The organism is Streptomyces sp. NPDC054813 (assembly GCF_053611365.1).
The window spans coordinates 52,395-72,977 of sequence record NZ_JBSHAF010000023.1 but is presented as its reverse complement, the minus strand read 5'-3'; the positions used below and the strand labels follow the sequence as shown (position 1 = coordinate 72,977).

Below are 20,583 nucleotides of genomic sequence, written 5' to 3'. Positions count from 1 at the left end.
GCCCCCGCGATCCGCGGAGGCCCCCTTTCGCATGCCGTGGAAAGGGTCAGGCCGCGTCGATCCACTCGGTGAGGGTGGGCAGCGGGGCCGGGAGGGCGCCGACCGGGCGTCGGGGGGCCAGGGCGGCCGCGGAGGCGGTGCCCAGGGCGTCGATGGCGTCGAAGACGCGCTCGCAGTTGCCGCCGCCGCGGTGCACGAAGAACTCCTCGACCCGGGCCCGGTGTTCGGGCTGGACGGTGAAGTCGCGGGCGATGGCGGCGATGATCTCGTCGACGGCCTGGTCGACGGTCCGGCAGACCGGGCCGAAGCCGTCCTCGGCGAGGTCGAAGTAGCCGCGCTTGTAGTGCCGGCCGTAGAAGTCCTCCTCGTCGAAGGGGACGTAGACCAGCGGGATGCCCGTGTAGGCCACGTCGAAGAACACCGACGAGTAGTCGGTGACCATCAGCGAGCACTCCTTCATCGCCTGCTGCACGTTGCGGGTGCGCGGGTCGGCGACCTGGATGGACGGCGAGGAGAACTGGAAGGTGTGCAGGTAGGGGCGGATCTCGTAGTGCGGGAAGAATTCGAGGTCCACGCCGAGGTGGTCCAGGGCGCGGCCGAGGCGGGGGTCGGAGAGCAGCGTCTTGTAGAAGCGGTAGTACTCGGACTGGGTGAAGCTGGTCCGCGCCGGTCCGGCGGACTTCTTGTAGGACGCGGTGACGATCCACTGGCGCCAGGTGGGCATCAGCAGGATGCGCGGCTTGTCGCGGCGTTCGCGCTGGAGGGCGTCGAAGCGCGGGAAACCGACCGGCAGGGCGCGGTCGCCGTAGCCGGCCTCCTGGGCCATGAAGTCGCGCTCCTGGCGGCCGGCGGTGACCAGCAGGTCGTAGCTCGCGATGCGCTGGTCGGCGCCGGAGGTCACGTCGTTGTAGGTGACGCCGTGCTGGAGGAACACCCGCTGGTACTTGACCAGTTCGCCGAAGCGGTGCAGGAAGAGCGCCTTCTTGTAGCCCTCGGGGACGAGGTAGGACTCGGAGTCGTAGGAGCCGATGAGCTTGGTCGCGTGGAGCAGGTACATGCGGTGCTTGAAGGAGCCCAGTTTCAGGACGTTCCCGTACGGGGCGACCTTGGCGTGGTCGGCCGAGGCCGCGTCGATGACGTAGTAGACGTTACGGCGCTTGCGGTGGATACGGGCCCACTTGAAGAAGTGGTACGAGTTGTCCTGCGCGGTGTCGGAGCGCTCGCCGACCAGCCAGATCTCCCTGCCGTTGAGGAAGGGATAGGTCAGCCAGTAGGCGAGGCGCATCCGCCAGCCGGGGTTGCGGGTGCGCAGGATGCGCAGTTCGCGGCCGGTCCGCCACACCGCGTGCCTGAGGCGGGCGGTGCGGCCGGGGGCGACCAGACGCAGATGCAGCGCGTCCTGGGCGCCGATGGTCAGCATGTAGGGGTATCGGCCCACCTTGCCGGGGCCCTTGAGCCGGTGCAGGGCGAGGCGGGCCTTCATGACGACGTTGCGGTGCCGGGTGCCGTCCGGGCGGTGCACCCGCAGCCGGAAGTCGCCGACGCCGAAGCCGGTCTCGGCGAGCCGGGCGGCGGGGATCTCGGCGTACCAGCCGGCGTACAGGTCCCGGCCGCCCCGCGCGTTGCTCAGGTCGCGGCGGTAGACCTGGGTCAGCGGGACGGTGACCTTGGTGCCGCGGACCTGGTGGACGAGTTCGAGACGGTTGCCCATCGGGCCGCCGAGGTCCAGGCCGGGGAAGGCCATGCAGCCCTCCAGGACCAGCACGTCGTCCCGGGTGCGGACGCTCTCCACCACCACGTTGGGATCCTTGACCCGGGCCGCGCCGCTGTGCAGCCGCCCGCCGGGGAAGGTGCGGTAGAAGCCGTCGTCGTCGACCTCCACGACCGGCGGGGCCGCGGCGAGGGCCGGTTCCGGGTCGGCGAACAGCGGGAAGTTCCCGGTTCTCGCCGCGTAGTGGTCGAGCTGCTGGGCGGGGCTGGTGACGAACTCGGTGATGACGTCGTCGGGGATCTGCGCGTAGTGCCGGTGGATGTCCGGGAACATCTCGGCGAGCTGCGTACGGCCCATCACGTTCCGGGCGTTGCACAGGAAGCCCTTGTAGGTGCGGGTGGCGTAGCGCTGGAACATCCGGCGGATCTCCGGGGGTTCCTCGGCGCTGTAGTGCAGCAGGAAGTGGTTGAGCCGCAGGTGGTCGCGGTAGTTGGCGGGCTTGCTCCACAGCGAGTCCATGATGGACGAGCCGTCGGGGCGGCCCCGGTACCAGTAGACGGGCCGGTCCACGATGCTCAGCGAACCGGCCCGCAGCATCGCGGGCAGGGTCAGCCAGGCGTCCTCGAAGTGCACGCGTTGCCGGCGGAGCGCCACTCGCTCAGCGGGCGGCCCGCCTGGTACTGGATCGCGTAGACCAGGTCCACCGCCGACGGCGCGTCCCCGGTGCCGCGGGCCCGGCGGCCGACGAGGTGGGCGTAGCGGTTGCGGCCCTGGGCGACGGTGAGTTCGGTCACGTTCTTGACCGGCAGCACGTCCGGGCCGGTCCAGTCGGGGCCGCCCGGGCGGGTCTCCGTCCAGCGCAGCACGGCGCCGTCGACCTGCGCGTAGGCGATGAGCCGGCCGTCGTGCCCGGTGAGGAGCCAGGGTCCGGACCGTACCGTGCGGCTCGCCGGGGCTCGACCGGCCGGCCGCACCCCGAGGGCACGGTCGCGTACGGGAGTGGCCATCAGCGCCGGGCCTCCGGATGGCGCCGGCACCAGCCGGCCCAGGCCGAGGCGACCATGGTGCGGGCGTCGTGGCGGGCCGTCCAGCCCAGTTCGGCGCGGATGCGGTCGGCGGAGGCGACGACCCGTGCCGGGTCTCCGGCGCGGCGCGGCGCGTGGACCGGGGCGGCCGCCGGGCCGTAGCCGGTGACCTCGCCGATCAGCGTGATCATCTCGCGTACGGAAACCCCCTCCCCGCGCCCGATGTTGACCGTCAGGTCGCTGCCGGGCTCCCGGCCGGGCAGCGCACGGGCGGCGGCGAGATGGGCGGCGGCGATGTCCTCGACGTGGATGAAGTCCCGTACGCAGGTGCCGTCCGGGGTGTCGTAGTCGTCGCCGAAGATCACGGGGGCGCTGCCCTCGGTGAGCTTCTCGAAGACCATCGGGACGAGGTTGGAGACGCCCGTGTCCGCGAGGCGCGCGTCGGCCGCCCCGGCGACGTTGAAGTACCGCAGGCAGGCGGTGGTCATCCCGTGCGCCCGGCCCGCGGCGCGCACCAGCCACTCCCCCGCCAGCTTGGTCTCGCCGTAGGGGTTGAGCGGGGCGCAGGGGGTGTTTTCGGTCACCAGGTCCACGTCGGGCATGCCGTACACGGCGGCGGAGGACGAGAACAGGAAGTGCCGTACGCCGGTGTCGGCGGCCGCCTCCAGCAGGGTCTCCAGGCCGTGCACGTTCTCGCGGTAGTAGTGCAGCGGCCGTTCGACCGACTCGCCGACCTGCTTCTTGGCCGCGAGGTGGACCACGCCGTCGATCCCGAGGTCGGACAGGGTGCGCCGCAGGAGGGTGCCGTCGAGCACCGAGCCCTTGACGAAGGTCACACCGTCGGGGACGCGGGCGGGGTCGCCCGTCGAAAGGTCGTCGTACACCGCGACGCGCTCACCGGCGGTGAGCAGCACGCGGACGACATGGGCGCCGATGAAGCCGGCGCCGCCTGTTATCAGCCACGTCATGGCGCGCATACTATTTCTTTGGCTGCTGTTTACAAATACATCACGGGTTGTGCATGATCGTGCGGTCCTCCGCCCCTTGTGCGGTTTCGACCGGGCAGCACCACCGGGACCGGCCTCCCCCCCCACCCGAGTCCTCACCCCACAGCACCGCCCCGCCGGGGCACGACCTTTGAGGATTCGAAGCAGGATGAGTCATGCCCCGACGCCCCAGCTCAGCGACTCCGACGCGCCTCCTGGGCAGGGCGGCGAGCGCGGCCGCAAGCGCGGGCGCACCGGCAAACGCCGAAGGGGCCGCTGGATCCTGCTCTCACTGGCCGTGCTGGTCGCGGCCGGAGCGGGCACCGCGTACTGGCTCTACAGCGGCATCGACGGCAAAATCCAGGGCGTCGACATCGACCGGGCGATCGGGGACGACCGCCCGGAGAAACTGCCCACTTCGGGACAGAACATACTGATCCTCGGCTCGGACTCACGGGCCGGCGCCAACGCGAAGCTGAACACCGGCACGGTCGCCGGGGCCCGTTCGGACACCGCGCTGGTGATGCACATACCCGAGGGCCGCAAGCAGGCCCTCGCGGTCAGCATCCCGCGCGACACCCTGGTGACCCGCCCGGAGTGCACCACGGCGAGCGGCTCCCAGGCCCCGTCCGCGAAACGTGTGATGTTCAACTCCATCTACTCCCAGGTCGGTCCGGCCTGCGTGGTCAAGACGGTGGAGCGGATGTCCGGGGTCCGCATGGACCACTACGTCGAGGTCGACTTCGCCGGCTTCAAGGACCTGGTGGACGCGATAGGCGGGGTGACCGTCACCGTCGACCAGGACATCCACGACACCTCCAGCGGCCTCGACCTCACCAAGGGCACCCACAAGCTGGACGGCACCCGGTCCCTGGAGTTCGTCCGCACCCGGCACGGCATCGGCGACGGCAGCGACCTCGGCCGGATCGGTCTCCAGCAGCAGTTCATGATCGCCCTGCTCGCGGAGATCCAGAAGCAGGACCTGCTCGGCAGCCCGGTCAAGGCCTACAAGATCGCCGACAAGCTGACCGCCGCACTCACCACCGACTCCGAACTCGCCTCGCTCACCAATCTCGCGGAGTTCGGCCGCAGCCTGAACGGCGTCAACCCGTCCACCATGGAGACGATCATGCTCCCGGTGGCGTACGACAAGGCCGACCCGAACCGCGTGGTGGCCGCCGAGCCGCAGGCCTCGACCCTGTGGAAGGCGATCCGCACCGACACCACGATCCCCGACTCGGCGAAGAAGTCCCCCGCCACCGGCGGCAGCTGACGGTACGTCAGACCTCGCGCCAGGCCTCCAGGGCCAGCCCCGGTTCGTCCTTGCGGCGGGTGAGCAGGAGTTGCCCGGTGGACGGGGAGAGGGTCGCCGCGATGACCCGGTCGTCCCCGTCCGCGGTCAGGGCGACCGTCGCGTCGGCCGGGAGCTGCGGCCCCGACTCGGTCCACCAGGCACCGGCCCGCTCGTCCTCCGTCGGGTACGCGGCGAACGCCACCCGGCCGCTCGCCGAGCGCTGCGCGAGCAGGGTGCAGTCGTGTCCGTCGAGTTCACAGCGGACCGCGGCGACCGGGCCAGGACCGGCGGAGGGCAGCAGGGTGTACGGCTTGCCGCCGGGACGCCAGGCGCACAGGTCGCCGGCCTCGTCGCTGTAGTAGAGGGTCGTGCTCTCGGCGGAGGTGGCGAGGGCGGCGAGGGTACCCGGCCGGACCGGGGCCTCCAGCGACTCCAGCAGAACCGGCGGCTTCCCCGCCTCCTCCTGCCGCCAGTACACGATCCCGCCCGGTACGGCCGCGTACACCTCCACCCGCCCCGACTCACCGGTCACCGCCGCGAGTCCGTCCTCGACCAGCCGGCCCTTCAGATCCCGCCACGGATCCCAGCCGCCCTTCTCCTTCTGGGCGACCATGCTCACTCCGCGCCCCCGGTTGCGGACGAAGACATGGGCACGGCCCTGGGCATCCACCGCGACGGCCGGGGCGCCGGTGACCTCGCCCTTCTTGCTCGGGTGGCCGATCGACTGCCAGTCCAGGGCGGCCAGATGCGGACGGTAGTGGGTGGAGTGGACCAGGCCCGACTCGCCCTTCACCGTGGGCCGCCAGGCGACCAGGTGTGCGTATCCGTTCTGACCCCGGCCCACCGAGAGACCGGGGTGCAGCCGCTGGTCGCCGCCCATCTTCCGGGGGGTGCCCCAGGGACTGCCGGGGCCACGTTCCGCCCGGCACAGCACGGCGTCGCCCGACGGCAGATAGACACTGAGCCGGCCGTCACGGCCGCGGAGGAGCCAGTCGCCGTTCACCGCTTCACTCTAAGCGGGGCCGTTCGGAGCAGTGGCCCGGCCCCGGGCGTGCGAGGCTGGAGGCATGGATGACAAAGCTCCCCTGCTGGTGATCGTCGACGGCGCGAACGTCGTCGGGTCACGGCCGGACGGCTGGTGGCGGGACCGCAAGGGGGCCGCCGAGCGGCTGCGCGACCGGCTGGCCGAGCGGGGCCTGCCCGGCCATCCGACCCCGGTGGAACTGGTGCTCGTCGTCGAGGGCGCCGCCCGCGGGGTGGCGTCGGTGCCCGGGGTAAGGGTGGAGTCGGCGGCCGGCAGCGGCGACGACCGCATCGTCGAGCTGACCGCCGAGGCCCCCGGCCGCCCCCGCCTCGTCATCACCGCCGACCGCGAACTCCGACGCCGGGTCACCGAGTTGGGCGCCGAGGTGATCGGCCCGAACGCCCTGCTCCACTGAACCGGGCCCGCCCGTGCCCGTCGTTGCGCGCGCTTACCCGGCCGGCGCGCGGGCGTACAGCACCGCTCCGTCCACCTCGGCCACCTGTTCGTAGTCGGCCGTGAGCAGGCGGCGCAGGGTGGGGACGCGGTCGGGGCCGTACGGCTTGCCCCGGGAGTCGTCGACCACCAGGGCCGGCGCCCGGGCGGCCAGCTCGGCGCGGAAGACCGGCCAGGTGCCCTCGACGGCGTACTTCTCGCCGACCTGCGGACCGTCCCGGCCGCCGCTGAAGTTGGTGAGAAGGCCGGCGGTGAGATAGCGGGTGGCGGGGGTGCGGTCGGCGAGCCAGTACGTCTCCGGGTGCATGCCCCAGACCAGCACCCGGTCGCCCGGCTGGGTGCGATGGGCGAGGGCGAGCGCGAGCCGCTGGGCGTGCCCGAGTTCGGGGCGGGGGGCCAGGAGTCCCCAGGTCAGGAACAGGGCGCAGACGCAGGCCGAGGTGCGGACGGCGGCCGCGGTCCGCTCCCTCGGCAGGACCTGCAGCGCGGCCGTGGCCAGCAGCGCGAGCGGCGGGGTGAGTTGCAGGAAGTAGTGGCCGAAGAAGTGGAAGCCGAGGGTGACGGCGACCGCCGACGCGCCCAGCCACAGCCACAGGTCGGCGGCGCCGGTACGGGCGATGCGCAGGGCACGGGCGATCGGCGCAAGCAGGCCGGCGCAGGCCGCGGCGAGGATCGCGGTGTTGGTCAACGCCCGTGCGAGGACGTGGAGCTCGGAGCCGGTGAAGGAGGCGTAGGCGCCGGAGCCGGTGACCGTCCAGAAGGCGAAGCCGGCCGGGTCGGTGAGCAGGGCCGCGCCCAGTACGGGCAGGGTGACGCCGACGGCCAGCCGGAGCAGGTTCGCGCGCGGGCCGCCGTACCGGTTGAGCAGGTAGACCACCGGCAGCAGGACCGCGCCGCCGGTCTGCTTGGTGAGCAAGGCACAGGCGACGGCCGCTCCGGCGGCGCCCCAGCGGCGACGGTCGGCGCACCACATCGCGGCCGCCGTGGCCGGCAGTATGAACACCTCGAAGGTCGCCGCCTGCGCGTCCTCGGGGTTGAGCCCCACCGAGACCAGCAGATACAGCGCCCCCGCGGTAGGCCCCGCACGGTCGCCCCACCGGCGCCGGGCGATCGACGCGAGCAGTACGGCGGTGGCCAGCTGGGCGAGTACGGCGAGCACCCGGACCGGGGTGAGCGACCCCGACCCGAAGACCGCGAACGCCCCCTCGTACAGCCAGGGCAGCAGCGGCGGCTTGCGGTCCACGACCGTCTCGTACAGCTGCCCGCCGCGCGCCAGCATGCGCGCCTGTACGGCGAGGAAGCCCTCGTCCGGGTTCCACAGCGGCCGGCGGAAGGACGGCACCCGGGTGACGCAGGCCAGCACGGCGAGCAGCGGGAGCAGCCGCGCCCAGTACCCCTTCCGGACGACTACGGATCGTGATGGGGCGAGGGGGGCGACAAGCATGGGGAGCACGCTATCCGGCCCCGCAGTCCCACCTGGACGGGACATACGGGGCCGGAGTGGCGAGCCTGATGATTACGGAGCGTCGGCCGGGGTCCGCTGCTGTTCGGCGAGGCGGCTGTGCGAGCGGCCGTAGAGGAAGTAGACGACGAAGCCGATGACCATCCAGATGGCGAACCGCAGCCAGGTCTCGGCCGGCAGGTTGAGCATCAGCCACAGCGAGGCCAGCACGGAGACGATCGGCAGCGCCGGTACCCACGGGGTGCGGAAGGACCGATCCAGGTCGGGCCGGGTGTTGCGCAGGATGATCACGCTGATCGCGACGACGATGAAGGCGAAGAGGGTGCCGATGTTCACCAGTTCGGCGAGTTCGCTGAGACTGGTGAAGCCGGCGACGATCGCGATGACGACGCCCAGCAGGATGGTCGGCCGGTACGGGGTGCGGAACCTCGGGTGGGTGTGCGAGAAGAACCGGGGCAGCAGCCCGTCCCGGCTCATCGCGAAGAACACCCGGGACTGGCCGAGCAGCAGGATCATGCACACGGTGGTCAGGCCGACGGCCGCGCCGAAGCTGATCAGACCCGCGAACCAGGGGTGCCCGGTGGCCTTGAACGCGTCGGCGAGCGGGGCGTCCACGGACAGCGAGCTGTACTTCTGCATGCCGGTCACCACGATCGCCACGGCGACGTACAGCAGGGTGCAGATGATCAGGGAGCCGATGATGCCGCGCGGCACGTCCCGCTGAGGGTTGCGGGTCTCCTCGGCGGCGGTGGCGACGACGTCGAAGCCGATGAAGGCGAAGAAGACGACGGACGCTGCGGTGAAGATGCCCATCACACCGAAGTTGGAGGGCGCCCAGCCGATCATCAGCTGGATCAGCGGGGCCTTGAGGTTGCCGCCGGCCGGCACGGGCTCCTTCGGCGGGATGAAGGGGCTGTAGTTGCCGCTGTGGATGAAGAAGGCGCCCGCGATGATGACGACCAGGACGACGGCGACCTTGATGGCGACGACGACCGAGGTGACCCGCGCGGAGAGCTTCATGCCGACGACGAGGATCGCGGTGAGCACGAGGACCAGGGCGGCGGCGAGGATGTCGAAGCCGAAGCCGTGGGCGCCGTCCCGGCCGCTGAGGTACTCGGGCAGATGCCAGCCGGCGTTGTCGAGGAGCGAGTGGATGTACCCCGACCAGCCGACGGCGACCACCGCCGTACCGAGCGCCAGCTCCAGCACCAGGTCCCAGCCGATGATCCAGGCGGGGAACTCGCCGAGGGAGGCGTACGAGAAGGTGTAGGCCGAACCGGCGACCGGGACGGTGGAGGCGAACTCCGCGTAGCACAGTGCGGCGAGGCCGCAGACGACGCCGGCCGCGACGAAGGAGAGGGCCACGGCGGGTCCTGCGTTGTTCTTGGCGGCCGTGCCGGTCAGGACGAAGATGCCGGTGCCGATGATGACACCCACGCCGAAGACCGTGAGGTCCAGGGCCGACAGCGACTTCTTGAGCGCGTGCTCCGGTTCCTCGGTGTCCTTGATGGATTGTTCGACGTTCTTGGTCCTGAAGAGCGTCCTGGCCACGTGCCTACCTCCCACGTTTGTCGTCCTCGACATGATCGAGAGGGCCGGGGATGCGTATGCCCCGGCAAGGGCAGGTTCACGCAGATGGGTCGGTCTCGCCACTTGGAGGAGTGGGGAGACCGACCCATCGGGGTGGTTTGGGGTGCGTCGAGGCGGTGCGGGCTGAGCGCGCAGTTCCTCGCGCCCCTTCGGGGCGCGCCCCGGCTAGGGACGCCTCACATCAATCCCTTGCCGGTTCCACCGAGCTGACATCCGTCGGCTGACCGTCCAGCTTGGCCACCAGACCCGTCACCTGGCGGGCGATGTCCGGGGCCGTCAGGCCGATCTCCGTCATGACCTCGGCCCTCGACGCGTGGTCGAGGAAGCGGGGCGGGATGCCGAAGTCGCGCAGCGGGACGTCCACGCCCGCGTCGCGCAGGGCCTGGGCGATCGTCGCGCCCACGCCGCCGACGCGGATGTTGTCCTCGACGGTGACGACCACCCGGTGCCGCTCGGCCAGCGGGGCCATCGCCTCGTCCACCGGTTTCACCCAGCGCGGGTCGACGACGGTGGTGGAGATGCCCTGCTTGTCGAGGAGGGTGGCGATCTCCAGGCACATCGGGGCGAGGGCGCCCACGGAGACCAGGAGCACGTCCGGGGTGTCGGTGCCGGGCTCGCGCAGCACGTCCATGCCGCCGACCTTGCCGACGGCGGCCACGGCGGGACCGACCGCGCCCTTCGAGAAGCGGACCACCGTCGGTGCGTCGTCGACCTCGACGGCCTCGCGGAGCTGGGCGCGGACCTGGTCGGCGTCGCGCGGGGCGGCGAGCCGCAGACCGGGGACGACCTGGAGGATCGACATGTCCCACATGCCGTTGTGGGAGGCACCGTCGGTACCGGTGACGCCGGCCCGGTCCAGGACGAAGGTCACCCCGCACCTGTGCAGGGCCACGTCCATCAGCACCTGGTCGAAGGCGCGGTTGAGGAAGGTGGCGTACACGGCGAAGACCGGGTGCAGTCCGGCCGTGGCCAGGCCCGCCGCGGAGGTGGCACCGTGCTGCTCGGCGATGCCGACGTCGTAGATCCGCTCCGGGAAGGTGTCGGCGAACTTCTTCAGACCGACCGGCTGGAGCATGGCCGCCGTGATGGCGACGATGTCCTCGCGCTCCTTGCCGAGCTCGACCATCTCGTCGCCGAAGACGGAGGTCCAGTCGGCTCCGGAGGCCTTGACCGGCAGGCCGGTGTCGGGGTGGATGGGGCCGATGCCGTGGAAGCGGTCGGCCTCGTCCTGGAGGGCGGGCTGGTAACCGCGGCCCTTCTCGGTGAGGCAGTGCACGATCACCGGGCCGCCGAACCGCTTGGCCCGGGCGAGGGCCGACTCCAGGGCCTCCATGTCGTGGCCGTCGATCGGGCCGACGTACTTCAGGCCCAGGTCCTCGAACATGCCCTGCGGGGCGATGAAGTCCTTCAGCCCCTTCTTGGCGCCGTGCAGGGTGTCGTAGAGCGGCCTGCCGACGACGGGTGTGCGCTCCAGCAGGTCCTTGCCCCGGGCCAGGAACCGCTCGTACCCGTCCGTCGTGCGCAGGGTCGCCAGGTGATTGGCGAGGCCGCCGATGGTCGGGGCGTACGACCGCTCGTTGTCGTTGACGACGATGACCAGCGGGCGGTCCTTGGCGTCGGCGATGTTGTTGAGCGCCTCCCAGGCCATGCCGCCGGTGAGGGCGCCGTCACCGATCACGGCGACGACGTGGCTGTCGCGTTCGAGGAGCTGGTTGCCCTTGGCGATGCCGTCGGCCCAGCCGAGGACCGTGGAGGCGTGGCTGTTCTCGATGACGTCGTGCTCGGACTCGGCCTGCGAGGGGTAGCCGGAGAGGCCGCCCTTCTGCTTCAGCCGGGAGAAGTCCTGCCGGCCGGTGAGCAGCTTGTGCACGTAGGACTGGTGGCCGGTGTCCCACAGCACCTTGTCCTTCGGAGAGTCGAAGACGCGGTGCAGGGCGATGGTGAGCTCGACCACGCCCAGGTTGGGACCCAGGTGTCCGCCGGTCTTGGAGACCGCCTCCACCAGGAAGCTCCGGATCTCCTCTGCCAGCTGGACCAGCTCCTCGGGGCTGAGCCCGTCCAGATCGCGCGGTCCCCTGATACGGGTCAGCAGCGGCACCCGTGCCTCCTTGCAGTAGAGCTGATCGAGCTGTTGCCGGGCCTGTCGAGTCTAATGTTCCGCCCGGGCGGCCGGACTCCGGCCCATGGGTCATTGGTCACGCGAACGGCCGTACCCATCATGAGGCCCGCCTATGACACGACTGTGCCCGGTACCTTTTCAGGCACCGGGCACAGTCACGCCCGTGAAAGGGGCGCTGGGGGTACCCCCGGCCGAAGGCTGGGGGAGGAACTGCGCTACCAGCCACAACGGACCGGCACCCGCAATCCCACCGCACCCCCAGCGGCGACAGGCGCTATCCGCGCCCCGCCGCCTTCTGGCTCTTACGGGAGACGGAGTCGATAACAACGGCACCCAGCAGAACACCACCGGTGATCATGTACTGGATCGACGTGTTCATGTTCAACAGGTCGAGACCGGTCTGGATGGACTGGATGACCAGCATGCCCAGGAGGGCGGACCAGACGGTACCGCGGCCACCGAACAGCGACGTACCACCGATGACGGCCGCCGCGATGGCGAGCATCAGGGTGTTGCCGCCACCGGCGTTGAGCGTCGCGCTCGCCGTCTGACCGGCGAAGAACATACCGCCGATGGCCGCGAAGCCACCGGAGATCGCGAACACGGTGATACGGACCATCGGCACGCTGATACCGGCACGGCGGGCCGCCTCGATGCCACCGCCGACCGCGAAGACCTTGCGGCCGTAGGTCGTACGACGGAGCACGAAGTCGACGATCACCAGCGACGCGAGGAAGATCACCAGCGCGTTGGAGACACCGGACGCGTTGTTCAGCACCGCCGCCGCGACGAAGGACGCGATCGCGAGCAGCGCGACCCGGACCACGATCTCGCTGGTGGGCCGGAACGGCACACCCGCCGCGCGGCGCCGGCGCTGCTCGTTGAACTGGCCCAGGGCCGAGAGCACGACACCGAGGCCGGCCAGCAGGTAGGCGCCGATGATGGCCTGGTCCATGAAGAAGGAGCTCTGGCCGAGGACGTGCACCGGACCGCTGTCGGCCGGGATGTTGATCGTGCCGCTGGAACCCAGCAGCCACAGCATCAGACCGTTCCAGCCGAGGAAGCCGGCCAGGGTGACCACGAACGCGGGTACGCCGATCTTCGCGAAGAACCAGCCGTGCAGCGCGCCGATACCGATGCCGGTGATGATCGTGAGGACCAGCGCCAGCCACTGGTTCATTCCGTGGTTGACCACGAAGACGGCGAACACCGTGGAGGCGAGTCCGCTCACCGAGCCGACGGACAGGTCGATCTCACCGAGCAGCAGCACGAACACCAGGCCGATGGCGAGCATGCCGGTGGCCGCGAGGAAGTAGCTGATGTTGGAGAGGTTGTCCGCGCTGAGGAACAGGCTGTTCTTCAGCTGGAAGATGGTCCAGATGATGATCAGGCCGACGACCACCGGCAGCGAGCCCAGCTCGCCGCCCTTCACCCGGCGCTTGAACTCGGTGAGGTAGCCCTTGAAGCCCTCCTCACGGACCAGCAGGCGCGGGTCGACGACCGTGACCGGCGCGGCCGTGGGGTCGTCGGCGGGCGCCACCGTGGTCGGGGCCTCGGCGGCCTCGGCCTTCTCGATCTTGGGCGACTCGTCGCCCGCTACGGTCTTGTTCGACGTCTCACTCACTTTGCCGCCTCCGGGGTGCGACGCTCCGAACGACGGGTCACGGCGTTGTCCGTGGCACCCGTGATCGCCGCGATGATCTCTTCCTGGCTGGTGCTCTTCACGGGGAAGAAACCATTGTTCTTGCCGAGTCGCAGCACCGCCACGGTGTCCGCGACCGCCTTCACGTCGGCCATGTTGTGGCTGATGAGAATGACGGCGAGGTTGCGCTCGCGGAGCCGCTCGACCAGGTCGAGGACCTGCGCGGTCTGCTCGACACCGAGGGCCGCGGTGGGCTCGTCGAGGATGACGACCTTGGGGTCGCCGATCAGGGCGCGGGCGATGGCCACGACCTGACGCTGACCGCCGGAGAGGCTGGCGATCGGGATGCGCACGCTCGGGATGCGGATGGAGAGCGTGCTCAGCAGCTCGCGGGCCTGCTTCTCCATCGTCACCTCGTCGATGACGCCGCGGTGCAGCAGCTCACGGCCGAGGAAGAGGTTGCCGACCACGTCGAGGTTGTCGCAGAGGGCGAGGTCCTGGTAGACCGTCGCGACGCCGAGTCCCTGGGCGTCGTGCGGCTTGTTGATGCTGACCGGGCCGCCCTCCCACTCGATGACGCCCTCATCGATGGGGTGCACACCCGCGATCGTCTTGACCAGGGTCGACTTTCCTGCGCCGTTGTCGCCCACCAGGGCGACCACTTCTCCGGCGTGGACCTCCAACTCGACTTCGGTGAGGGCCTGGACCGCACCGAATCGCTTGGAGACTCCGCGCAACGCCAGCACGGGCGTAGCGGACACGTGAACCATCTCCTTCGCCGCCTGACCGGCGGGGATGCCGCGCTTGTTTGATCAGGCGCGGAGGGCCGTGCGGTACCTCAGGTTGGTCGGTGTACGCACGTGGTTTACAAGATGAACATGCGCGAATCCGCTGCGCTTGGCAACGGGTCCGTCCGACGCCCGCTCCGGCAGCGGGGTATGAAGGCCGGAGCGGGCGTCGGAGGGGTTTCGCGAGACCGCCGGACGGACGGGGCCCTTGCGGAAGGGCCGGGTGGTGCGTCGGGCGGCCGGGGCCCGGGTGTCGTACTGCGATCACCCGGGCGCTGACGGCCGGAGCCGGACGGCTCCAGGGCTGGACTACTGCAGGGCTGGACTACTGCAGGGCTGGACTACTGCAGGGCTGGACTACTGCAGGGCTGGACTACTGCAGGCCGGCGGCCTTGCAGGCCTTGGCGAACTCGGCGGTGCAGATGTCCGCGACGGTGTACAGCTTGTCCTTGATCACGGTGTCCGTGATGTTGGCCTTGGTGACCGACACGGGGGTCAGCAGCTGGGAGGGCACCTTGTCGCCGGAGCCGCTGGTCTGCGTGGTGGTGGCGAGCGAGGAGATGCTCTTGCCCTGCAGCAGGTCCACGGCGATCGTGGCGGCGGCGTCGGCCTCCGGCTTGAACGCCTTGTAGACGGTGGAGGACTGGGTGCCGGCGACGATGCGCTGGATGCCCGCGAGCTCCGCGTCCTGACCGGTCAGCGGGATGCCGCTGATGCCGGCGCCCTTGAGGGTGGTGGCGATACCACCGGCCATGCCGTCGTTGGCGGAGTAGACGCCCGCGATGTTCTTGGCGCCGAGCTGCGTGATGGCCGCCTTGACCTTCTGCGCGGCGACGGTGTCCTTCCACAGGCCGGACTGCTCGTAGGCGATCTTGACCTTGCCGTCCAGGGCCTTGTGGGCACCCGCCTTGAACTGGGCGGCGTTCGGGTCGGCGTCGTCACCGTTGATCATGACGACCTTGGACTTGGTGGTCGCCTTGGAGCCGAGGGCGTCGAGGAGGGCCTGGCCCTGCAGCTCGCCGACCTTGACGTTGTCGAAGGAGACGTAGGCCGAGACCTTGCCCTGGGCGAGGCGGTCGTACGCGACGACCTTGACGCCCTTGGCCACGGCGGCATCGATGGAGGACTTGATGGCCGCAGAGTCCTGGGCGGAGATCACGATGACCTTGACGCCCTTGGTGACCATGGTGCTGACCTGCTGGGCCTGCTTGGCCGCGTCACCCGCAGCGTTCGCGTAGTCGACGGTGCAGTCGGCACACAGCGACTTGACCTGCGCCTCGAAGTACGGGTGGTCGAACTTCTCGTAGCGCGCGGTCACGCTGTCGGGGAGCAGCAGACCGATGGTCTTGCCACCGGAGGAGCTGCTGCTGGACGAGTCGCTCTTCTTGTCGTCGCCGGCCTTGCCACAGGCGGCGACGGACAGCGCCATGGAAACCGCGGCGGTGCCGATCACGACTCTACGCATCGTTGCGTTCATTTGGGGGTGCCTCCCTGACAGGGCCGCAACGCTGCGGCCGAGGTGGCTGGAAGTCAACTCGGCCGTGACTTCGACGTCAAGAAGTAAATACTTAACGAGATGGCAACGGCGCCATTCGTTCTCTAAGTGAAGGCAGGTGCAACGGCAGGCAACGAGCCGTCCAAAAGGGTCGAATCGCCCATCTCGCTGAGCGCGAGAGCGAGCGCGCCGAGCACCTCCGCGCGGCCGCCAAGGGCCCCTGGAAGCACCGAGAGCTGCCGGGCGGCGCTGGGGATCGCGTAGCGCCCCACGGACTCCCTGATCGGCGCCAGGACCAGCTCTCCGGCCTCGGCGAGGTCGCCGCCGAGGACCACCCTGCTCGGGTTCAGCAGGTTGCAGAGATTGGCCACACCGCTGCCGATGTGCCGACCGACGTCGGCGATCACCCGACGGCAACCGGGGTCACCGTCCCGGGCCAGCCGTACGACGCCTTCCATGGTCAGGTCGGTGCCGTGACCGGGCTGGAGCAGTGGCAGCACATAGCGGGCTGCCGCGAAGGTCTCCAGGCAGCCGCGGTTGCCGCAGCGGCAGACCGGGCCGGATTCATCGAGTGTAATATGTCCGATTTCGCCTGCCGTGCCGCCGGGGCCCCGGTAGATCTTCCCGTTGATCACCAGACCGGCGCCGACACCGCTCGCGACCTTGATGTAAGCGAGATCACGCACGCCCTTGCCGCTGCCCCAGACCAGCTCGCCCAGGGCTCCGAGGTTGGCGTCGTTGTCCACGTGCACGGGGACGCCGAGACGGAGTCTGAGCTCCTCAGCGGGTCTCGCGCCGATCCAGCCGGGCAGGATGGCACTGGAGCCGAGGGTGCCGGACTCGACGTCGATCGGGCCGGGGACGCCGACGCCCACGCCTGCGATCTTCGAACGGTCCACGCCGGTCGCCGCGATCAGGCGGTTGACCAGCTCTTCCGCCCGGTCGAAGCCCTGGCTGGCCGACGAGTCCACGTCGAGGGGCTCGGACTCCTCGGCCAGCACCTGGTGGGCCAGGTTCCCGATCGCGACGCGCAGGTGGGTGTGGCCGAAGTCGACCCCGATGACGATGCCGGCGTCACCGCTCAGACTCACGCTGCGGGCCCTGCGGCCACCCGCCGACGTGGGCGTGACCTCGACGGTTCCGCCGTCCTTGAGCTCGCGCACGATGTTGGAGACCGTCGCCGCCGACAGGCCGGTCGTACGCGCGATCTCCGCCTGGGTGAGCGATCCGGCCAGACGTACGGCCCGTACGACACGTTCCAGGTTGGCTCGGTGCAGCGACGACTGCGACCCCGGAGTCTCCATCGACCCATCCACTCCCGCCATCGGAGGCGGCCACGGTGCCGCCAACGTGACCCAGGTCACCTCACTGAGACCGGGCCACTTACAAGTTATGAACTCCAAGCTCTGCTGAACGGGTTACCGCCGTCAAGTCCTTGAGAGAAATCGTTGGCGGTTCGGGGGTCGCCTGAGGGACATGCTTTCGACATGTCTAGGCCACTGGTGAGCAGGTGGGAGTGACGGCCGAGAAGTGAGCGCGGGGCGCGTCATGGCTGGTCGCGCAGCTCGTCGCGCCCCTTTGCATGGGCAACCTTGCCGTTACTTCAAAGCGCCGGCCGTGAGCCCCGCCACCACCTGACGCTGGAAGATGATGTACGCCGCCAGGACCGGGAGCATCGCCATCACCAGGCCGGCGAACAGGCCCGACCAGTCGCCCTTGTAGCCCTGGCTGACCGCCAGCTGGACCAGACCCTGGGTGAGGACGTGCTTGTCGGGGTCCGTGTTGAGAACCGTCGGGAGCATGTACTGGTTCCACTGCCCCAGGAAGTTGAAGATCCCCACACTGATCAGGCCGGGCTTCGCCATCGGCAGCATGATCTGGAAGAACGTGCGGGTGTGCGAGGCGCCGTCGACGAAGGCGGCTTCGGCCACTGAGGTGGGCAGGGTGCGGAAGAACGCCGTGAGGAAGAAGACCGTGAACGGCAGCGAATACGCGATGTAGACCAGGATCAGGCCGTGGATGGTGTTCAGCAGGCCCATGTTGTTCACGACGTAGAACAGCGGGACCAGCGCGAGCATGATCGGGAAGCTCATGCCGCCGATGAACAGGAAGTAGATGAAGCGGTTGCCCGGGAAGTCGAAGCGGGCCAGGACGTAGGCCGCCATCGAGCCGAGCACCAGCGTGCCGATCAGCGAACCGCCCACCACCAGGATGGTGTTCAGGAAGTAGTCGCTCATGTTGGCCTGGGTCCAGGCCCGCGCCCAGTTGTCGAAGTGCAGCTTGTCCGGCAGCGCCCACGGCGAGCTGAAGATGGACCGGTCGTCCTTGAAGGAGGTCATCACCGCCCAGACCAGCGGCATGACCACCATGATCGCCCAGAGGATCAGGACGCCATGGGAGAAGACGTTGAGGATGCCGCCCTCGCGCCTGCGCCGGGACGGCTTCGGCGCGGGCGCCTCGGTCTTGGCCACGGGCACGTCGGGGCCCGTCGGCATCGGGGCGTCGGTCTCGGTCGTGGTCATCGCTTCAGTACTCCAGCCGCTCGCGACGGCCCAGCCGCATCACGATCGCCGCGAAGGCGAGTGTGACGACCAGCAGGGCGACGCCGATGGTGGTGGCGTAGGCGGCCTGACCGTCGCGGAACGCCTTCTGGTACACGTACAGGACCATCACGGTCGTCGAGTAGTCGGGACCGCCCGGTCCGGTCGTCATGATCTGTACGACTGCGAACGACTCGGCGCCGAGCGCGAGGATGCCCATGTAGACCCAGCCGGACTGCACGGTGTCCCACAGCAGCGGCAGGGTGAGGCGGAAGAAGGTCGTCGCGCGGCCGGCGCCGTCGAGGAGGGCGGCCTCGTAGAGATCCGTGGGGATGGACGCCATGCCCGCCGAGAAGAGGACCACGAAGAAACCGACCGTGGACCAGACCAGTACGGCCATCACGCACCACAGCGCCAGGCTCGGGTCGCCGAGCCACAGCGGCTGGATATTGTCCAGCCCCATTCCGCGGAGCAGTGAATTGATCGCGCCGCTGTCCGGGTTGTACGCGAAGGCGAACAGCAGCGAGACGATCGCGATCGAAAGCACCTGCGGGAAGAAATAGACGATCTTGTAGAAGGAAGAGCCCCGGACACCGGTGACGACCGGTCCGCCCTTCCTTCTGCGACCGCCCACATTGATCATGAAGGCGAAGAACAGCGCCAGGCTGATCGTCACCAGCGGCAGCACGACCGCGAACATCAAGCTGTGCTGCAAGGACTTCCAGAAGATGTCGTCATGGATCATCCTCTTGTAGTTGTCCAGGCCGACCATCTTGAAATCGGGGCTCAGGCCGGTCCAGTCCGTGAACGAGTAGTAGATGGACTGGATGAACGGCCAGACCACGAAGAGCGCGTACAGTCCGAGGGGCAACGCCAAAAACCCCACAATGAACCGGTACTTGCCGTGCTGCATCGCCACTCCGGTGCCGTGAGGGTGGGTATTACTGGTGCTTGTAGTGCTTGATCGAGGTGTCCTTGGCCGCCTCGTCGGCATAACCCTGGATCTTCTTGATGGCCTCCGCCGGGGTCAGTCGGCCGGCCATCATCTCGCCGAGGCCGGCCACCCCGATCTTCTCCTTCTGAAGCTGCACATACCAGTCCTGGAGCCGCGGGTTGACCACGTTCGACCCGGCCAGCTTCAGGGCGGCGACGCCGGAGGTGAGGCCCGGGGTGAGGGTGATGCCGTCGGTGCCGCCGTTGTACGCGGTCAGCGACTTCACCTTCGACGTGAAGTTCTTGGAGGACGCCTCGCTGAGCATGATGCGCAGCTGCTCCATGCCGCCCTCGGCGTTCGCCGCCTTGGCCGGGACGATGAACGGCTCACCGCCGGAGGCCCAGATGGTGCCGAACGGCATCTTGTCGTTCTTGTCGATGCCGGTGGGCGCGGAGACGGCGAGGTTGAAGTCGGAGGGGATGACGTTCGCCGACTCGTTCTCCACCCAGGAGCCGTTGGGGATGAACAGCGCCTTGCCCTGGGCCCAGGCGGTCTGTGACTGGATGTGGTCCAGGCCGGGGGTGCCCTTGAGGATGTAGCCCTTCTTGTAGAGCTCGTAGTAGGCCTCGAAACACGCCTTGACGGCCGGGTGCTTCCAGGCGTTGGGCTCCAGGTTGTCGATCGCGTTCAGGACCTCGACGCCGCCGACCTTGCCGATCATCGGGTACAGCGAGAAGGGGATGTAGTACGGGTACTTGCCCGCGTAGGTCCAGCCGGCCATGCCCTTCTTCTTGGCCTTCTCGCAGACGGCGAGCATCTGGTCCCAGGTCTGCGGGTACTCCGCGTCGAGCGAGTCCAGGGCCTTCTGCGAGTACCACACGCCGTACACCGTGTAGGCGTAGTACATGATCCAGACCGGGTCGCCGTCGAACTGGCCCATCTCGACGATGCCGGGGCGCAGCGTGTCGCGGACCTTCTTGTTCGGGTCGTCGTACGACGGCGCGTCGAGGAGCGGGGTGAGGTCGGCCAGCTGCTTCTTGCCGACCAGCACGCCCATGTCCATCTGCTCGGCGCCGGAGTTGTCGATGAGGTCCGGCGGGGTGCCCTGGTTGAAGCGGGGCTGCAGGGTCGACTGGATCTTCTGGGTGGCCGAGAACTTGACCTTGGCCTTCGGGTAGTCCTTCTGGTAGATCTTCACCGCGTCCTCGGCGTACTCCTTGCCGAAACCGCCGTCGAAGAGGACGAATTCCATCTTGGCGGTGTCGTTGACGCCGAGCGGGTTCTTGGCCGTCTTCTTGCCGGCCTTGTCCTTGGACTGGCCGCCTCCGCCGCTGCTGGCACAGGCGGAGAGAAATCCGACGGTGGGGACCGAAATCAGGCCGAGTGCGGCTGATCGCTTGATCAGATCGCGGCGGCCGACGCCTTCGGAACCATGACTGGCTGCGGATGTGGATCCCATGCTCAAGTCCTCGCCCTCTCCAGGACTCAGGCGGTGAACCGGATCCTCCCCGGCACCGCGG

16 protein-coding genes are annotated in these 20,583 nt (G+C 69.2%); 2 read left to right on the top strand and 14 right to left on the bottom strand.

What is annotated here, in order from left to right:
* Nucleotides 1-46: 46 nt before the first annotated feature.
* From ACWGJB_RS36445 to galE, 3 genes are read right to left on the bottom strand one after another with little or no spacing between them, the layout of a single operon-like run.
* The gene (locus ACWGJB_RS36445; protein WP_453384326.1) at nt 47-2,344 is read right to left on the bottom strand and encodes a CDP-glycerol glycerophosphotransferase family protein; all 2,298 of its coding nucleotides are present in this window, start codon (nt 2,342-2,344) and stop codon (nt 47-49) included.
* Entirely contained in the window at nt 2,320-2,718 is a 399-nt protein-coding gene (locus tag ACWGJB_RS36440; RefSeq protein ID WP_453384325.1) for a hypothetical protein, read from the bottom strand. The genes ACWGJB_RS36445 and ACWGJB_RS36440 overlap by 25 nt, the downstream gene beginning before the upstream one ends.
* The gene (galE, locus tag ACWGJB_RS36435; RefSeq protein WP_453384324.1) at nt 2,718-3,704 is read right to left on the bottom strand and encodes a UDP-glucose 4-epimerase GalE; all 987 of its coding nucleotides are present in this window, start codon (nt 3,702-3,704) and stop codon (nt 2,718-2,720) included. The genes ACWGJB_RS36440 and galE overlap by 1 nt, the downstream gene beginning before the upstream one ends.
* Nucleotides 3,705-3,891: 187 nt before the next feature.
* Here galE and ACWGJB_RS36430 point away from each other — a divergent pair, with 187 nt between their 5' ends.
* Nucleotides 3,892-4,995 carry an LCP family protein gene (locus tag ACWGJB_RS36430; protein WP_453384323.1) on the top strand — a complete coding sequence of 368 codons (1,104 nt, stop codon included), beginning with the start codon at nt 3,892-3,894 and terminating at the stop codon, nt 4,993-4,995.
* Between the two features lie 7 nt (nt 4,996-5,002).
* Here the strand turns inward: ACWGJB_RS36430 and ACWGJB_RS36425 are convergent, their stop codons facing one another.
* Entirely contained in the window at nt 5,003-6,019 is a 1,017-nt protein-coding gene (locus ACWGJB_RS36425; RefSeq protein ID WP_453384322.1) for a hypothetical protein, read from the bottom strand.
* Between the two features lie 64 nt (nt 6,020-6,083).
* Here ACWGJB_RS36425 and ACWGJB_RS36420 point away from each other — a divergent pair, with 64 nt between their 5' ends.
* On the top strand, nt 6,084-6,455 hold the full coding sequence (locus ACWGJB_RS36420) for an NTP pyrophosphohydrolase (protein ID WP_453384321.1): 372 nt from the start codon (nt 6,084-6,086) through the stop codon (nt 6,453-6,455).
* A 33-nt stretch (nt 6,456-6,488) separates the two neighbouring features.
* On the opposite strand, the gene ACWGJB_RS36415 is transcribed toward ACWGJB_RS36420, so the two are convergent.
* The 10 genes from ACWGJB_RS36415 to ngcE all read right to left on the bottom strand — a co-directional run bounded on the left by ACWGJB_RS36415 (nt 6,489) and on the right by ngcE (nt 20,522).
* Nucleotides 6,489-7,937: an ArnT family glycosyltransferase gene (locus ACWGJB_RS36415; protein WP_453384320.1), complete on the bottom strand. Its 1,449-nt coding sequence runs from the start codon at nt 7,935-7,937 to the stop codon at nt 6,489-6,491.
* Nucleotides 7,938-8,009: 72 nt separating this feature from the next.
* On the bottom strand, nt 8,010-9,506 hold the full coding sequence (locus ACWGJB_RS36410; protein WP_453384319.1) for an amino acid permease: 1,497 nt from the start codon (nt 9,504-9,506) through the stop codon (nt 8,010-8,012).
* A 220-nt stretch (nt 9,507-9,726) separates the two neighbouring features.
* Nucleotides 9,727-11,643, bottom strand: coding sequence for a 1-deoxy-D-xylulose-5-phosphate synthase (gene dxs, locus ACWGJB_RS36405; protein ID WP_453384318.1), 1,917 nt, complete (start codon nt 11,641-11,643; stop codon nt 9,727-9,729).
* Between the two features lie 295 nt (nt 11,644-11,938).
* A complete protein-coding gene (locus ACWGJB_RS36400; protein WP_453384421.1) occupies nt 11,939-13,240 on the bottom strand; it encodes a sugar ABC transporter permease in 1,302 nt (433 codons plus the stop codon).
* A 44-nt stretch (nt 13,241-13,284) separates the two neighbouring features.
* Complete coding sequence (locus tag ACWGJB_RS36395; RefSeq protein ID WP_450764888.1) at nt 13,285-14,076, bottom strand: ATP-binding cassette domain-containing protein; 792 nt, start codon at nt 14,074-14,076, stop codon at nt 13,285-13,287.
* A 391-nt stretch (nt 14,077-14,467) separates the two neighbouring features.
* The gene (locus ACWGJB_RS36390; RefSeq protein WP_453384317.1) at nt 14,468-15,559 is read right to left on the bottom strand and encodes a sugar ABC transporter substrate-binding protein; all 1,092 of its coding nucleotides are present in this window, start codon (nt 15,557-15,559) and stop codon (nt 14,468-14,470) included.
* A 134-nt stretch (nt 15,560-15,693) separates the two neighbouring features.
* On the bottom strand, nt 15,694-16,893 hold the full coding sequence (locus ACWGJB_RS36385; protein WP_453384316.1) for an ROK family transcriptional regulator: 1,200 nt from the start codon (nt 16,891-16,893) through the stop codon (nt 15,694-15,696).
* Between the two features lie 294 nt (nt 16,894-17,187).
* Nucleotides 17,188-18,111: a carbohydrate ABC transporter permease gene (locus ACWGJB_RS36380; protein ID WP_453384315.1), complete on the bottom strand. Its 924-nt coding sequence runs from the start codon at nt 18,109-18,111 to the stop codon at nt 17,188-17,190.
* 4 nt (nt 18,112-18,115) lie between these two features.
* Entirely contained in the window at nt 18,116-19,042 is a 927-nt protein-coding gene (locus tag ACWGJB_RS36375) for a carbohydrate ABC transporter permease (RefSeq protein ID WP_453384314.1), read from the bottom strand.
* Nucleotides 19,043-19,070: 28 nt separating this feature from the next.
* Nucleotides 19,071-20,522 (bottom strand): N-acetylglucosamine/diacetylchitobiose ABC transporter substrate-binding protein, encoded by a 1,452-nt coding sequence (ngcE, locus tag ACWGJB_RS36370; protein WP_453384313.1) that lies wholly within the window; start codon nt 20,520-20,522, stop codon nt 19,071-19,073.
* Nucleotides 20,523-20,583: the final 61 nt, after the last annotated feature.

What these genes read in the sequence shown, in the direction of transcription:
- ACWGJB_RS36440 (WP_453384325.1), bottom strand. Translation starts at nt 2,718, where the DNA reads ATGGCCACTCCCGTACGCGACCGTGCCCTCGGGGTGCGGCCGGCCGGT.
- galE (WP_453384324.1), bottom strand. Translation starts at nt 3,704, where the DNA reads ATGACGTGGCTGATAACAGGCGGCGCCGGCTTCATCGGCGCCCATGTC.
- ACWGJB_RS36430 (WP_453384323.1), top strand. Translation starts at nt 3,892, where the DNA reads ATGAGTCATGCCCCGACGCCCCAGCTCAGCGACTCCGACGCGCCTCCT.
- ACWGJB_RS36420 (WP_453384321.1), top strand. Translation starts at nt 6,084, where the DNA reads ATGGATGACAAAGCTCCCCTGCTGGTGATCGTCGACGGCGCGAACGTC.
- ACWGJB_RS36415 (WP_453384320.1), bottom strand. Translation starts at nt 7,937, where the DNA reads ATGCTTGTCGCCCCCCTCGCCCCATCACGATCCGTAGTCGTCCGGAAG.
- ACWGJB_RS36395 (WP_450764888.1), bottom strand. Translation starts at nt 14,076, where the DNA reads ATGGTTCACGTGTCCGCTACGCCCGTGCTGGCGTTGCGCGGAGTCTCC.
- ACWGJB_RS36390 (WP_453384317.1), bottom strand. Translation starts at nt 15,559, where the DNA reads ATGCGTAGAGTCGTGATCGGCACCGCCGCGGTTTCCATGGCGCTGTCC.
- ACWGJB_RS36385 (WP_453384316.1), bottom strand. Translation starts at nt 16,893, where the DNA reads ATGGAGACTCCGGGGTCGCAGTCGTCGCTGCACCGAGCCAACCTGGAA.
- ACWGJB_RS36380 (WP_453384315.1), bottom strand. Translation starts at nt 18,111, where the DNA reads ATGACCACGACCGAGACCGACGCCCCGATGCCGACGGGCCCCGACGTG.
- ACWGJB_RS36375 (WP_453384314.1), bottom strand. Translation starts at nt 19,042, where the DNA reads ATGCAGCACGGCAAGTACCGGTTCATTGTGGGGTTTTTGGCGTTGCCC.
- ngcE (WP_453384313.1), bottom strand. Translation starts at nt 20,522, where the DNA reads ATGGGATCCACATCCGCAGCCAGTCATGGTTCCGAAGGCGTCGGCCGC.